This is a genomic window from Streptomyces sp. Inha503, from assembly GCF_047215865.1.
In the GTDB taxonomy this organism is placed as follows: Bacteria; Actinomycetota; Actinomycetes; order Streptomycetales; family Streptomycetaceae; genus Streptomyces; species Streptomyces lycopersici.
The window spans coordinates 10,139,657-10,154,235 of sequence record NZ_CP178360.1; the positions used below are offsets into that span (position 1 = coordinate 10,139,657).

A 14,579-nucleotide genomic window follows, 5' to 3' on the forward strand; every position below is an offset into this window, starting at 1 on the left:
AAGAAGGGCCGACCCGTCATGCGCACTCCATCGATGAGATGACGTCCCCATGGCTCAGCTCGCCCGCCGCTCCGGTGTACTGATCACTCTGGTGGCCCTCGCCCTGGGGACCACGGCCTCCCTCGCCGGTGCCGCGGAGCCGATCCCCAGGCCCACCCCCAAGGTCGCCGTCATCGGCACCGGGGGCACCATCGCGGGCGTCAGCAGGACCAAGGTGTCCTTCGACGACTACCAGGCGGGGAAGCTCCCGGTGTCCCGGCTGGTGAACGACCTCCGACCCGAGGTGAACCGGCTCGCCGACGTGACCACCCGGCAGTTCGGCAACAAGGACTCCAACGACTACACGATCCCCGAGTACCGCCGGCTCACCGCCGCCGTCGACCACGCCCTGAAGTTCAACGACGGGGTCGTGGTCACCACCGGCACCGACACCATGGAGGAGTTCGCGTACTGGCTGGACCTGACCGTCCGCAGCGACAAGCCCGTGGTGCTCACCGGCTCCATGCGGCCCTGGACGGTGATCGGCTCCGACGCCCCGGCCAACCTCTACAACGCCATCCACCTCGCCGCCAGCGGCCGGACCACCTGCTTCGGCACCGTGGTGATGCTCAACGACCAGATCCACGCCGCCCGCGAGGTGCGCAAGTCCGACACCCTGCGGCTGAACGCCTTCAACAGCGGCAGCAGCGGAGAGCTCGGCGTCATCGACCAGAACCACATCCGCGTCAACCGCGCGCCCGCCCGCGTCGAGCAGTGCGGCAAGCCCGGCTGGAAGACCCCGTTCGACCTCGACCGGATCGCCCGGCGGCCGCTGCCGAAGGTCGACATCGCCTACAGCTACCAGGGCGCCGGGCCCCAGGCCATCAAGGCGTTCGCCGACGCCGGGGCGGCCGGGATCGTCACGGCGGGCACCGGGGCGGGCGGTCTCTCCCCGGCCATGACCGAGGCCCGGGACGACGCCGTCAAGAACGGGGTGGTCATGGTCTCCGCCTCCCGCACCGGCTCCGGCGCGGTCTACGACCCCGATGTACGCGGCGTCATCGGCGCCCAGGATCTGACCCCGCAGAAGGCCCGGCTGCTGCTGCTTCTCTCGCTCGCCACCACGCACAACGAGCAGCGGATCCAGAGCTGGTTCCACACGTTCGGCACGGGCCAGTTCACGGTCCGCCACTAGGGGGTCTCCGACGGGTCCTGACGCCTGCGGCGTGCTGTTCCCCTCCCCGCCCCTTCCCGCAGCATCCATTTGCGGCTCCGCCGCGTGGCAGGGGCTTCGCCCCTGGCCCCCGGACGCCCTTCGGGCGTGTCCTCAATCTCCCCCAGCTACCGCTGGGAGGTGCCCCCTGACGGGCTGAAATCAGCCCCTCCGGCGCTTGAGGAGCGGGGTCTGGGGCGGAGCCCCAGTTGAGGGAAGGGGCGGGGAGGGGACTGATCCGCCGGACGCCGCCTAGTGGCGAGACCCGCTGCCGCGGAACGTGGCGCGGTAGGCGCTCGGGGACACCCCGAGGGTGGTGTGCAGATGCTGCCGCAGCGACGCGGCGGTGCCGAACCCCGCGTCCGCCGCGACCCGGTCCACCGGCAGATCGCTCTCCTCCAGCAGCTGCCGGGCGCGCTCGATGCGCCGCTGGGTCAGCCACTGCACCGGGGTCATCCCCACCTCCTCCCGGAACCGCCGGGAGAAGGTCCGTACGCTCATCGACTCCCGCTCGGCCAGCTCCCGCAGGGTCAGCGGACGGTCGAGCCGGGTCAGCGCCCAGGCGCGGGCCGCGCCGGTGGAGCCGCCGCGCCGCTCCGGCACCGGCCGCCGGATGAACTGCGCCTGGCCGCCGTCGCGATGCGGGGCCACCACCGAGGCGCGGGCCACCTCGCCCGCCACCGCCGCGCCGTGGTCGCGCCGGATGATGTGCAGGATCAGATCGATACCGGCGGCGTCCCCGGCCGAGGTCAGCACCTCGCCCTCGTCCGCGTAGAGGACGTCCGGGTCGAGCGCGACGGACGGGAACAGCTCCCGGAACCGGTCGGCCTCCTGCCAGTGGGTGGTCGCCCGGCGGCCGTCCAGCAGCCCCGCGGCCGCCAGGACGAACGCCCCCGTGCAGATCGAGGCGATCCGGGCGCCGGGACGGATCCGGGCGAAGGCGTCGGTGAGCTCGGCGCCCAGCTTGCCCTCGGTCTGTGGTGCGTCCGGTTCGTTGGCGGCCGGGACGAGCACGGTGTCGGCCTCGGCCAGCGCCTCCGGGCCATGTGCGACGTTCACCGTGACGTCGGAGTCGGTACGCACCTCACCGGGGACCAGCGCGCAGGTCACCACCTCGTACAGCGGCTCGCCCGCGGCCGATACGGCCCGGCCGAACAGCCGGTGCGCGATGCCCAGCTCGAACGGCAGCAGCCCGTGGCGGACCAGCACCGCCACCCGATGGCGGCCGGGGTGGAGGAAGACGGACATGGCGCGATTCTCGCAGCCGCCGAGGATCCGGCCATCACTTCTTGGCGCGGCTCGGCTGCACCCGCTTCGGCTCGCCCTTCACCTTCGGATGCTCCGGCGGATACGGGAGGTCGCCCAGACCGTGCTCCCGCTCGTCCCGCGCGGCCAGCTCCAGCGCGCCCTCCAGACGGAAGGTGTGCTCGTCCATGTCCGCGTGCACATCGCCCAGCTCGCGGTAGCGCACCGGCATGGTGGCCAGGTCGAAGTCGCGCGGCCGGGCGTCGGGGACCTCCTCCCAGCGCAGCGGCGCGGAGACCGGGGCATGGGGGCGGGGCCGCACCGAATAGGCGCTGGCGATGGTGCGGTCGCGGGCGGTCTGGTTGTAGTCCACGAAGATCTTCTCGCCGCGCTCCTCCTTCCACCACTTGGTGGTCACCCGCTCCGGAGCCCGCCGTTCCAGCTCCCGCGCGATCGCGATCGCGGACCGCCGCACCTGGGTGAAGGTCCACTCCGGCGCGATCGGGATGAAGACGTGCAGCCCCCGTCCGCCCGAGGTCTTGGGCCATCCGCGCAGCCCCAGCTCGTCCAGCACCTCGCGCAGCTCTCCCGCGGCCCGTACCGCGTCGTCGTAGTCGGTGCCCGGCTGCGGATCGAGGTCGATCCGCAGCTCATCGGGGTGTTCGGTGTCCCCGCGCCGCACCGGCCACGGATGGAAGGTCAGACTGCCCAGGTTCGCCGCCCACACCACGGCGGCCGGCTCGGTGGGGCAGATCTCGTCCGCGTGCCGCCCGCTGGGGAAGGAGATCCGGCCGGTCGGAATCCACTCCGGGAGGTTCTTCGGGGCCCGCTTCTGGAAGAACGACTCCCCGTCCACCCCGTCCGGATAGCGCTCCAGCGTCGTCGGCCGGTCCCGCAGCGCCCGCAGCGCGCCCTCGCCGACCGCCAGGTAGTAGCGGGCGAGGTCCAGCTTGGTGAACCCGCGCTCCGGGAAGTACACCTTCCCGGGGTTGGTCACCCGCACCGTGCGACCGCCGACCGTGAGCTCCACCGACTCTCCCATACCGACACGCTAGGCCCGCCCGCCCGGGGCCGCCTCCCGGCGGGCGCCCGGCCCGCCACAGGAGCACAATCGGACGTCATGGACCTTCCGGTGATGCCTCCCGTCGAGCCGATGCTGGCCAAGGCCGTGGCCACCATCCCGCCCGGGATGGTCTACGAGGGCAAATGGGACGGCTTCCGGGCCATCGTCTTCCGCGACGGAGACGAGATCGAGATCGGCAGCCGCACCACCAAGCCGCTCACCCGCTACTTCCCCGAACTGGCCGAGGCGCTGCTCGCCAACCTCCCACCGCGCTGCGTGCTGGACGGCGAGATCGTCATCGTGCGGGAGGGGCGGCTGGACTTCGACGCCCTGCTGGAGCGGATCCACCCCGCGGACTCCCGGGTGCGGATGCTGGCGGAGCGGACCCCGGCCAGCTTCGTCGCCTTCGACCTCCTCGCCCTCGGCGACGCCTCGCTGCTGGACACCCCGCAGAGCGAGCGCCGTGCGGCCCTCGCCGAGGCGCTGCGCCACGCCGAGGACCCGGTGCACCTGGCCCCCTGCACCGACGATCTCGAGGTGGCCCGGCAGTGGTTCGAGAGTTACGAGGGCGCGGGGCTCGACGGCGTGGTGGCCAAGAGCCCCGACCTCCGCTACCGCCCCGGCGAGCGGGTGATGGTCAAGGTCAAGCACGAGCGCACGGCGGACTGTGTGGTGGCCGGGTACCGCGTCCACAAGTCCGGCCAGGGCATCGGCTCCCTGCTGCTCGGCCTGTACGACGACACCGGCCGCCTCCAGCACGTGGGCGTCAGCGCCGCCTTCTCCGCGCGCCGCCGCCAGGAGCTGTTGGCCGAGCTGGAGCCGCTGCGCATGGCGACCGTCGAGGGCCACCCGTGGGCCGACTGGGCGCGCGAGGAGGCCCATGCCCAGGGCCGGATGCCGGGCGCGCCCAGCCGCTGGACCGGGGTCAAGGACCTGTCGTGGGTGCCGCTGCGCCCGGAGCGGGTGTGCGAGGTGGCCTACGACCACATGCAGAGCCGCCGCTTCCGGCACACCGCCCGCTTCCGGCGCTGGCGGCCGGACCGTGAGCCCCCGCAATGCACCTACGACCAGCTGGAGGAGCCGGTCTCCTACGACCTGCGTCAGGTCCTGGGGCTCGCCCCGGGGCCGTAGCCGCGCCTGACGCCTGCCGATGGTCTGCTCCCCTCCCCGCCGCCCCTTCCCGAATCCGAGGCTCTGCCCCGGGCCCCGAATCCGAGGCTCTGCCTCGGGCTCCGATTCTGGGGTTCTGCCTCGGGCTTCGGAGCGGGTGCTGTGCCCCGGGCTCCAAAGCTGGGGTTCTCCTCTGGGCCCCGAAGCGGGTGCTGGAGATATGCGGCTCCGCCGCGTGGCCCGCCGCAGGCGTCCCCCCAGCCGCGCCACGCGCGTCAGCGCTTGCTGCCCCGGGCCGGGCGCTTGGCCATCCGTACGAACCAGTCGCGCGCCGCCTCGGCGGCCTGCTCCAGAGTGCCGGGCTCCTCGAAGAGATGGCTCGCCCCGGGCACCACATGGATCTCCTGCGGGGCGGCCAGCATGGCGGCCGCCTGCTGGTTGAGCCGCAGCACCTCGTGGTCGTCACCGCCCACGATCAGCAGTACCGGCGCCCGCACCCGGTTCAGCGCACCGCCCGCGAGATCGGGCCGCCCGCCGCGGGAGACCACGGCCGCCACCCGCTCCGGCCGCTCCGCGGCGGCCGTCAGCGCCGCCGCCGCGCCCGTACTCGCGCCGAACAGCCCCATCGGCAGCCCGGAGGTGGCCGGGTGCCCGTCGAGCCAGTTCACCGCGGCCCCCAGCCGGCGGCCCAGCAGCGGGATGTCGAAGCGCAGTTCGGCGGTGATCGCGTCCACCCGCTCCTCGGCCTCGGTGAGCAGATCGAACAGCAGGGTGGCCAGATCCGCGTCCTGGAGCACCCGGGCCACCGCGCGGTTGCGCGGGCTGTGCCGGGAGCTGCCGCTGCCGTGGGCGAACGCGACGACGCCGATGGGCCGCTCGGGAAGGGCCAGATCGCCCACGAGCATGGCGTCGTCCGCGGTGATACGGGCGGTCTCGGAGCGCATCGGCCACCTCCTGCCGGGGGTTGCTCGGGCTGTCGCTGTCGCTGTCGCTGTCGCCGTCGTCGTCGCTAGGCGTAGGCCATGAGCCCTTGCCGCAGCTCGCTGTAGAGCCGGGAGAGCCTGCGGGATATGTGCATTTGGGAGAAGCCCAGGATCTCACCGATCTGGCTCTGCGAAAGCCCCGCGAAGAACCTCAGATAGAGCACGTAACGGTCCTGCTCCGACAGCTCGGCGATCAGCACCCGCAGCGCCTCGCGGTTGACGACGCGTTCGATCGCGGCGTCGTCCGCGCCCACCGTCTCGGCGAGCAGCCGCTCCTCGGCGCCCTGTACGGCGGCGTTGAGGGAGAGCGGTGTGCACGAGGCGCTGGCCTCGAGACCGGCCTTCACATCCTCCTGGGGCATACCGGTGCGCAGACAGATCTCGTGGATGGTGGGGGTGCGCCCGCCGAGCTCCTGCTCCAGCGCGTCGCGCGCGGAGCGGGTGCGGGAGCGGACCTCCTGGATGTTGCGGGGGATGTGCAGGGTCCACAGATAGTCGCGGAAGTGGCGCTTGAGCTCGCCCGTGATGACGGGGATCGCATAGGAGGGGAAGGCGTGGCCGAGGTCGGGGTCGTAGCGGTCGACGGCCTTCACCAGGGCCAGCGAGGCGACCTGGGTGAGATCCTCCATGTTCTCGCCCTTGTTGCGGAAGCGCAGCGCCAGGCGTTTGGCGACGGGCAGCCAGGCGCAGATGATCGCCTCGCGCAGCGCGTCGCGTTCGGGCCCGGACGGGAGCCGGGACAGACGCAGGAAGGCACCGCCGGTGTCGGGAGTGTCGTCATGGCGTCGTTGGCGAGTCGCGGTTGCTGACATGGTCACTCGCCTCCGTGGTCCGATGTCACGGCGGTCGCCACCAGATTCGCATGAGCACAAACACCTCGCAATTCGACCAAATTGGTGATGATGCGTGCGCTTTTAGGTGGTATGTGGGTTTAAGGTGCTTCGTTCCGGTCGTGGCGGGGTATCCACACGGGATGAACGCACGCCTTCGTCTCGCCCAGCGGCCCGAGGCGGACGCCCTGCTCGCGCGCGACCCGCTGGCCCTGATGATCGGGATGCTGCTCGATCAGCAGGTGCCCATGGAATGGGCGTTCTCCGGTCCGTACACCATCGCGCGGCGCCTGGGCGGGGACGACCTGGACGCCCAGGAGATCGCCGCCCACGACCCCGAGGGGTTCGCGGCGCTGCTGTCGGAGAAGCCCGCGGTGCATCGCTACCCGGGCTCGATGGCGGCGCGTATCCAGCAGCTGTGCCGGTATCTGGCCGAGCACTACGGGGGCGATCCGACCGCCCTGTGGCGCGATGTCCCCTCGGGTCAGGAACTGCTCCGGCGGCTGAACGAGCTGCCCGGTTTCGGCAAGCAGAAGGCGCAGATCTTCCTCGCGCTGCTGGGCAAGCGGATGGGGGTGCGGCCGGAGGGCTGGCGCGAGGCGGCCGGGGCGTACGGCGAGGAGGGCGCGTACCGCTCGGTCGCCGACATCACCGGGCCCGAGTCGCTGGACAAGGTCCGCGCCCACAAGCAGGAGCTCAAGCGGCAGGCGAAGCGGTGAGGGGTGCCCCGAAGGGGCGCGGGGAACTGCGCGACCAGCCACCACGGTGCCGCAGCCGATCGACAGCTCAGAGGGTACTTCCAGCGGAGCGCCTAGGCGGTGCCCAGTGAGTCCCGCAGGGTGTCCACGGCCAGGGTGAGCGCCGCCCGTGCGGCCCGGGTGTCGCGCAGCGCGTCAAGCATCAGGAAGTCATGGATGATCCCCTGCATCCGCAGGGCGGTGACCGGCACCCCGGCCTCCCGCAGCTTGGCCGCGTACGCCTCGCCCTCGTCGCGCAGCACATCCGCCTCGCCGGTGATGACGAGGGCGGGCGGCAGCCCGGCGAGCTGGTCGGGGGTGGCGCGCAGCGGGGAGGCGGTGATCTCGGAGCGCTGCGCCGGGTCGGTGGTGTACTGGTCCCAGAACCACTTCATCGCCTCACGGGTGAGGAAGTAGCCCTCGGCGAACTGCTCATAGGAGCCGGTGTCGAAGGCCGCGTCGGTCACCGGGTAGAAGAGCACCTGCCGCACCAGTGGCAGATCGCCGCGTTCCTTGGCGAGCAGGGTGAGGGCGATGGCCATGTTGCCGCCCACCGAGTCCCCGGCCACCGCGATCCGGGAGGCGTCGAGCCCGGCGCCCTCGCCGTGGGCCACGATCCACTGGCCCACCGCGTAACTCTGCTCCACCGCCACCGGGTAGTGGGCCTCGGGGGAGAGGTCGTACTCGGGGAAGACGACCGCGGCGCCCACCCGGACGGAAAGCTCCCGGACCAGCCGGTCATGAGTGTGGGCATTGCCGAACACCCAGCCCGCGCCGTGGACGTAGAGGATCGCCGGGAGGGTGCCGACGGCCTTCGGCGGGCGTACGATCCGCGCCCTGACGCCGCCCGCCGGGATGCCCCCGACATTGATCCACTCCTCGTCCACCTCGGGTTTGGGCACCTCGCCCGACTGCACCTCGTCGAGCGTGCGACGGCCCTCGGCGGGCGTCACCTGGTACGGATACGGCGGTTTGGCGGTGGCCTCGGCGAATGCCGCGGCGGCGGGTTCGAGGACGGGGCGGGCCGGAGCGGTGGTGGCCATCTGCTTCTCCTTTGCCGGTCCGGTTCCGTCCGACGATCTCACCCCGGCCGCCGCGGCACCCACCGCTGTTACGCCACCCGGGCGCTCATCGAGCCGGTGACCTCACCGAGCCAGTGACCTCACCGGTCAACGGCCTCACCGGGTCAAGGGACCCGGCGCCGGTGAGGGGTCCGGGACCGGATCCGGGCCCGGCGGCTTGGGCACCGGGTCGGGGGACGGGTCCGGTGGGGGGCCGGGCGTGGGGTTCGGCGGCGGCTCGGGCGGAGGGGAGGGAATCGGGTCGGGCGGCGGACCCGGGGGCGGTCCGGGCACGGGGCCCGGTGCGGGACCCGGTTCGGGTCCGCCCGGACCGGGCGACGGGGTCGGAGACGGTGGCCCGGGATCTCGCAGCGTCGGGTGGATGGGGGTGGGGTCGGTCTGCCGTGCCACGGTGTCCTCCAAAGCTCTTGGGCTGGTGGCCACGTCACTCCCGGGGCGGGTGCCCCGGTCCCCCGGGACATACGCATGGTCTGGGCGGTCGCTGTCGCCATGCGACGACTTCTTGTTCCTGGTCCGGATCCGGGAGATCCAGACCATCGCTCACCCACATCGTACGTACGATGGATGCGCGGATCGCGCATGATGCGCGCGGATCACGCGCGATGGGTGTGCGGTGCGGCCCGGGCGGGCGGGGACTACCCGCCCTCGACGACCGTGACCTCGACCCCCTGGGCGCGTAGTGCCCGGATCTCCTCTGGGTCCGCGTCGCCGTCGGTCACCAGGGTCCAGCCGGGCGGCAGCCGTACCCAGGTGTGGAAGGGGCGGCGGCCGATCTTCGCCGAGTGGGCCAGGACGTACACCGCCTCCGCTCGGCGGGCCATCAGCTCCTTCAGACGGGTCTGGCGCAGATCCGCCTCGCAGATGCCGTGTTCGGCCGTCACCCCGTCGGCGCCCAGGAAGACCCGGTCGAAGGTCATGCGCTCCAGGGCGGCCTCGGCGAGCGGGCCGAGGAAGCTCTGGCTCAGCGGGCGGAGCGTACCGCCGAGACATTCCACCTGCACGGTCTCCACATCGGCGAGCTCCTGTAGCGCGGTGAGCCCGGTCGTGGCGACCGTGAGCCCCTCGGCGGTGCGCAGCTCATGCGCGAGGGCGCCGACGGTCGAGCCGGCGTCGAGCAGCACCGTCTCCCCGGCGCGGACCGTCGACGCCGCCCAGAGCGCGATGGCCCGCTTGGCCTCGAACGCCTCGCCGGTGCGCTGGCGCAGCGACGCCTCCGGGTGGGCCACCAGGGCCATCGCCCCGCCGTACGTCCGCGCCAGCCGACCGTCCGCGGTGAGCTGGGCGAGGTCGCGGCGGATGGTGGAGGCGGTGACCCCGAAGGTGCGGGACAGCTCCTCCACGCTGGTCAGACCCGTGGTCGTGGCCAGGTGGACGATCTGGTCGCGCCGGGCTCGCGCTCCGTTCACCGGCATGTCTTTCGCGTTCTTCACCGTGGACTCGGCCTCGCGTTCCTCGACATGGCTCTCCGCGTCAGCGGGCGGGGGACGGCGACATCTCGGCGGCCTGCCGCAGCGCCTCGATCATGCTACCGGCGTCGGCCGTGCCCGTACCCGCGATGTCGAAGGCGGTGCCGTGGTCGACGGAGGTGCGGATGACGGGCAGACCGACGGTCAGGTTGACCCCGGCCTCCAGGCCCAGCACCTTGACCGGGCCGTGCCCCTGGTCGTGGTACATCGCCACGATCAGGTCGTAGTCCCCGCGCCCGGCCAGGAAGAAGGCGGTGTCGGCGGGGAGCGGGCCGCGGGCGTCGATGCCGTCCGCGCGCAGCGCCTCCAGCGCGGGCACGATCTTCTCCTCCTCCTCGCCGTAGCCGAACAGGCCGTTCTCACCGGCGTGCGGATTGATCCCGCACACCCCGATGACCGGTTCCGGGGTGCCGGCGCGGACCATCGCCTCATGGCCGCGGCGCACGGTGCGCTCGACCAGGCCGGGCTCGATCTTCCGCACCGCGTCGATGAGCCCGATGTGGGTGGTGACGTGGATGACCTTCACCGTGGGGGTGGCCAGCATCATCGACACCTCCTCGACCCCGGTGAGATGGGCCAGCAGCTCGGTGTGGCCGGGGAAGACATGGCCGCCCGCGTGCAGCGCCTTCTTGTTGAGCGGCGCGGTGCAGATGCCTTGCACCTCACCGTTCATGGCGAGTTCGGCGGCGGTTCGTATGTACTGGTACGCCGCGTCCCCGGCGATGGGGGAGAGCTCGCCCCAGGGCAGATCGGCGGGGAGCAGCCCGAGGTCGATGACGTTGATCCGGCCCGGGGTGAACACCGCCTCGCCGGGCGCGGCCACCGTGACGACCTCGCACGCGATGTCGCGCAGCCGGGCGGCCTGCCGCAGCCGCTCCGCGTCCCCGATGACCACCGGACGGCAGCGCCGCAGGGTGTCCGGGTCGAGCAGCGCGGGGACGACCACCTCGGGTCCGATGCCGGTGCCGTCGCCCATGGTGACCGCGATCAGCGGAAGCGGGGCGGGACCGGTGTCCGCACCAGCGGCCCCGGTGGGGGCGAGGTGGGGGGAGGAGTTCATGAGGTGACCTTCCGTTCGGTCGAGTGGGGGCGCAGCGCCTGGACGATGTGGCGCAGGGAGTCGGGATCGCCGAAGCTGCCCGGTCGGGTCACGACGGATCGCCCGTCGGGGGTGCGGAGGTGGACGGCGCCGTGGTGCACCTGGCCGACCGGGTCGAGCTCGGTCACCGCCAGGGCGTCCAGCACCCGGCGCGCCGTCTCACCGCCGGTCAGCACGAGGTCGACGGCCCCGTGGTGCGCGGCCACGGCCGCGCCGACGGCCCGGGCGAGCCCGAGCACCAGCCGCCGCCCGGACATGGGCTCGGCTTCGCGGGGCGAGGGGAGGGCCACCGCCTCGTACGCGGGGGCCGGTCCCGGGGACTTGGGCGAGGCGCCGAGGGAAACGACGGTGACGGCGGCGGTCAGCGCGGGCAGCCCCACCGGGGGCCCGTCCGCCAACAGCCCCGCAAGCGGAAGCCGGTGATGGCTGGCCCCGTCCTCGACCAGCCGCCGGACCTGTTCAACGGCGGCCGGCTCGGCCGTACCCACGACGACCAGCACCGGCCGCGCGGTGTACGCCGAGGGCGCGGCCACCGCGGATGCGGCGAGGTCCCCAGCCCTGGCGGTACCGGCGCCGCCCAAGACGTCCGAGACAGCCGGGCCAACGACGGCGGTGGGACCCGGACCTGTGTCCCCAGGGACGGCCGGTCCCGCGGCGACCGGGCTCCCAGTGTCGTTGGCGGTCGGGTCCGTGGTGGCAGGAGCAGCCGGGTCCGTGGTGCCCGGTGCGGCTGGGCCCGTGGCACCCGGCGTGGCTGGGTCCGTGGTGCCCGGTGCGGCCGGGCTGCCCGTAGTACGTGGTGCGGTCGGGTCCGTGGCACCCGGCGCAGCCAGGCCCGTGGCATCCGGTGCGGTCGGGTCCGTGGTGGCGGGAGCGGCCGGGTCCGTGGCGTCCGGTGCGGCCGGGTCGGTGGTGGCGGGAGCAGCCGGGTCCGTTGCGTCCGGTGCGGCTGGGCCCGTGGCACCCGGCGTGGCTGGGTCCGTGGTGCCCGGTGCGGCCGGGCTGCCCGTAGTACGTGGTGCGGCCGGGTCCGTTGCGTCCGGTGCGGCCGGGCCCATAGCGCCCGGTGCGGCCCGGTCCGTGGCATCTGGTGCGGCCAGCGCCTCCGTGGCTGGGAAGGTCGTCGCCAGGTGGCGGCCCACGGCCAGGGCCAGGCCGCCCGAGCCGACCAGTCGCATCCCGGGGCCGTCCGCCAGCGATGCCTCGACGATCGCGTCGAGGTCCGCGTCCGTCTCCGCGTCGCAGATGGCCACCCGTCCCGCCGTCGCGGCCGCGCGCAGGGCGGTGAGCAGGGTGGGGCGGGAGGCTCGTACGGTCGTGAGCGGGATCAGGGCGGTGGGCAGGCCGCCCAGCGCCTGGGCCACGGAGGCGGGCGGGGGGACGGCCTCGGCGCGCCATGCGTCGCCCTCGTGGAGCGGTACTCCGCCGATGTGGACCACCCCCGAGCGCACCACGCGCCCGGCGATCGGCAGCGCGGGGGCGAGCACCACCCCCGCCCCGCCCTCCGCGAGTGCGGCGATCTCGGCGGCGACATTGCCCCGCAGCAGCGAGTCGATCTTCTTCAGGACGAAGGTGTCCCGGGTGTCCCGGGTGTCCAAGGCGGCCGGGGCGGCCAAGGCGGCCGGGGTGTCCAAGGCGGCCGGCATGTCCAGCGCGCCCAGCGCGGCCGCGGCGTCCTGGCCGCCCCCGTCCGGCCAGGACATCCGCAGTGCCCCGCGGACCGCCTCCGCCGCCTCCGCGGCCGGGCGGTACCGGGAGTCCAGGTCCAGGACGGTCGCCTCGCCGGCATGGCGGGGGCGAAGGGCCGTTGCCATGCCGACAGCGCCCGGCCCCCCGAGGAGCAGCACCCGACTGCGTGTTGTGCGCGAGCAAACCGCGGCCGCCACCTCCGCGGCGCCCGACAGGTCATCCGCGATGGCCAGCAGTCTCCGGCTGGGTGTCATGTCCACCGGTACCTCCTCGAATGACCATGACAGGCGGGGCGGCCCAAAGCCGTGGGCATCGTCTCCGTGGCCCCGATGATGACATACGTTGCGCGAACTGCGCGAGAGGTATTGCGTAAAGCGCGCAGTCATGTCACGGTGACCGCCGCGACACTTCGACCCGTACGGCCCTCATCCGGGCGCCGCACGAGTCGAGCGAGCCGGTAGCTCGCCCAGAACGTCGCTCGCCTCAGGAACGCCGAGAGGTCAACGATGACCCGTATCCCCTACGCTCCGGCCCTCAGCCGCCGGTCCGTGCTGCGCCTCGGAGCAGGCGCCTCAGCAGGTATCGCCCTCGCCCCGCTCGCCGGGTGCGCGGGGCCCACCGGCGCCCCCGGGCCCGGCGCCATCAGTCTCGGGCTGAACCGCTCGCTGGTCAGCCTGGACAACAAGCTCAACCAGTTCGACGCGGCGGTGACCGTGCAGCGCGCGGTGCGCCAGGCGCTGACCCGGATCGGCAAGGGGCTCCGCCCCGAACTCGTGCTCGCCGACCGTTTCGAGATGACCGAGCCCACCGCCTGGACGGTGCGGCTCCGCGAGGGGGTCCGCTACTCCGACGGAACTCCGGTCACCGTCAAGGACGTCTCGACCGCGCTGAAGATGTACGCGGGCGTCAACGGCTCGTTCATCGTCGGCCTCTTCCCCGAGATGCCCACCGTCGAGCCGGTCGACGAGCGCACCTTCCGCCTGCACACCAAGCGCCCGGTGCCCATCCTCGACCAGCTGATGGCCAACATCCTGATCAGCCCGGCCGCGAAGAACCGGCCCGAGGAGCTGTCCGGCGGGGTGGGCTCCGGCCCGTACGTGGTCACCTCGGCCAACTCCGGCACCGGCGAGTACACCCTCGCCGTCAACCACCGGTACTGGGGCCGCCGCCCCACCGTGGACCGGGTCCGGGTGCGCTTCGTGCCCGAGGAGTCCAGCCGTGTCGTCGCCGTGCGCAGCGGTGAGCTGGACGTCATCGACACCATCACCCCCGACTCCGCCGAGCAGCTCAAGGGCCTGCCGGGGGTGCGCCTGGACCGCACCTCGGGCACCCGCGTCAACCAGCTGTTCTTCAACTTCCGCAAGCCACGCGGACATCCGCTGGCCGACGCCCGGGTGCGCGAGGCGCTCAGCTACGCCATCGACGGCGAGGCCCTGGTGCGCGATGTGCTCACCGACTCGGCCCAGCAGGCCGAGGGCGTCGTCCCGCTCGCCCTCAAGGGGGCCGTACGCACCGGGCGTTACGTCCACGACCCCGGCGAGGCCCGCAAGCGCCTCGCCGCGCTGGGCGCGAGCGATCTCAAGGTGAAGATCATCTGGGAGTCGGGCGAGTTCCCCGCGGACACCTCGGTGATGGAGGCCGTGCTGGAGATGTTGCGCGGGGTCGGCGTCCGCGCCAGCCTCCAGCAGTTCGAACCGGGCGGCGACATCCAGCAGTGGCGGCAGGGCCGCCGCGGCGACTGGGACGTCCTCGGCAACGGCTTCTCCGTCCCCACCGGCCACGCCTCCACCAGCCTCCAGGGCATGTACGGCGGCACACCGGAGAAGGAGAAGACCCGGGACACCTACCAGGGCTATGTCTTCCCCCGGATCGCCACCCGGCTGGCCGACGCCTCCGCCGAGACCGACGAGAAGACGCGCGACGAGCGGCTCGCCGCCGTCCAGAAGCAGATCTGGGACACCCGCCCCTGCCTGTGGGCCTTCGTCCCCGATGTGGTGCTGGCCCGCCGCACCCGGGTGCGCGACGTGGGCCTGCTCCAGCTCAACTCCTACGACCTCGCCGCCGTGCGTCTGGAGGGCTGAGC

At 73.0% G+C, this 14,579-nt stretch carries 12 protein-coding genes; 4 read left to right on the forward strand and 8 right to left on the reverse strand.

The window, feature by feature from the left end; genetic code table 11:
- Positions 1–49: 49 nt before the first annotated feature.
- Positions 50–1,174 carry an asparaginase gene (locus ACJX2R_RS42600; RefSeq protein ID WP_413104430.1) on the forward strand — a complete coding sequence of 375 codons (1,125 nt, stop codon included), beginning with the start codon at positions 50–52 and terminating at the stop codon, positions 1,172–1,174.
- A 270-nt stretch (positions 1,175–1,444) separates the two neighbouring features.
- Here the strand turns inward: ACJX2R_RS42600 and ACJX2R_RS42605 are convergent, their stop codons facing one another.
- Positions 1,445–2,440 (reverse strand): GlxA family transcriptional regulator, encoded by a 996-nt coding sequence (locus tag ACJX2R_RS42605; RefSeq protein ID WP_413104431.1) that lies wholly within the window; start codon positions 2,438–2,440, stop codon positions 1,445–1,447.
- Positions 2,441–2,474: 34 nt separating this feature from the next.
- Complete coding sequence (ligD, locus tag ACJX2R_RS42610) at positions 2,475–3,479, reverse strand: non-homologous end-joining DNA ligase (protein WP_413104432.1); 1,005 nt, start codon at positions 3,477–3,479, stop codon at positions 2,475–2,477.
- A gap of 78 nt (positions 3,480–3,557) precedes the next feature.
- On the opposite strand from ligD, the gene ACJX2R_RS42615 reads away from it, so the two are divergent.
- Positions 3,558–4,631, forward strand: coding sequence for an ATP-dependent DNA ligase (locus tag ACJX2R_RS42615; RefSeq protein ID WP_413104433.1), 1,074 nt, complete (start codon positions 3,558–3,560; stop codon positions 4,629–4,631).
- Between the two features lie 254 nt (positions 4,632–4,885).
- Here ACJX2R_RS42615 and ACJX2R_RS42620 read toward each other — a convergent pair whose 3' ends face one another.
- Together ACJX2R_RS42620 and ACJX2R_RS42625 are read right to left on the reverse strand one after the other, a co-directional pair.
- Positions 4,886–5,554, reverse strand: coding sequence for a dienelactone hydrolase family protein (locus ACJX2R_RS42620; RefSeq protein ID WP_413104434.1), 669 nt, complete (start codon positions 5,552–5,554; stop codon positions 4,886–4,888).
- Positions 5,555–5,619: 65 nt separating this feature from the next.
- Entirely contained in the window at positions 5,620–6,405 is a 786-nt protein-coding gene (locus tag ACJX2R_RS42625) for a SigB/SigF/SigG family RNA polymerase sigma factor (RefSeq protein WP_121825716.1), read from the reverse strand.
- A gap of 161 nt (positions 6,406–6,566) precedes the next feature.
- Here ACJX2R_RS42625 and ACJX2R_RS42630 point away from each other — a divergent pair, with 161 nt between their 5' ends.
- Positions 6,567–7,142, forward strand: a complete 576-nt coding sequence (locus ACJX2R_RS42630) for an HhH-GPD-type base excision DNA repair protein (RefSeq protein ID WP_262701315.1) — start codon at positions 6,567–6,569, stop codon at positions 7,140–7,142.
- A 92-nt stretch (positions 7,143–7,234) separates the two neighbouring features.
- On the opposite strand, the gene ACJX2R_RS42635 is transcribed toward ACJX2R_RS42630, so the two are convergent.
- From ACJX2R_RS42635 to ACJX2R_RS42650, 4 genes are all read right to left on the reverse strand, one after another.
- Positions 7,235–8,203, reverse strand: coding sequence for an alpha/beta hydrolase (locus ACJX2R_RS42635; RefSeq protein WP_413104435.1), 969 nt, complete (start codon positions 8,201–8,203; stop codon positions 7,235–7,237).
- Between the two features lie 674 nt (positions 8,204–8,877).
- Positions 8,878–9,654 carry a DeoR/GlpR family DNA-binding transcription regulator gene (locus tag ACJX2R_RS42640; RefSeq protein WP_262701313.1) on the reverse strand — a complete coding sequence of 259 codons (777 nt, stop codon included), beginning with the start codon at positions 9,652–9,654 and terminating at the stop codon, positions 8,878–8,880.
- Between the two features lie 58 nt (positions 9,655–9,712).
- Entirely contained in the window at positions 9,713–10,768 is a 1,056-nt protein-coding gene (gene pdxA, locus ACJX2R_RS42645; RefSeq protein ID WP_262701312.1) for a 4-hydroxythreonine-4-phosphate dehydrogenase PdxA, read from the reverse strand.
- The gene (locus ACJX2R_RS42650) at positions 10,765–12,882 is read right to left on the reverse strand and encodes a four-carbon acid sugar kinase family protein (RefSeq protein WP_413104436.1); all 2,118 of its coding nucleotides are present in this window, start codon (positions 12,880–12,882) and stop codon (positions 10,765–10,767) included. The genes pdxA and ACJX2R_RS42650 overlap by 4 nt, the downstream gene beginning before the upstream one ends.
- A gap of 120 nt (positions 12,883–13,002) precedes the next feature.
- Here ACJX2R_RS42650 and ACJX2R_RS42655 point away from each other — a divergent pair, with 120 nt between their 5' ends.
- The gene (locus tag ACJX2R_RS42655; protein ID WP_413104437.1) at positions 13,003–14,577 is read left to right on the forward strand and encodes an ABC transporter substrate-binding protein; all 1,575 of its coding nucleotides are present in this window, start codon (positions 13,003–13,005) and stop codon (positions 14,575–14,577) included.
- Positions 14,578–14,579: the final 2 nt, after the last annotated feature.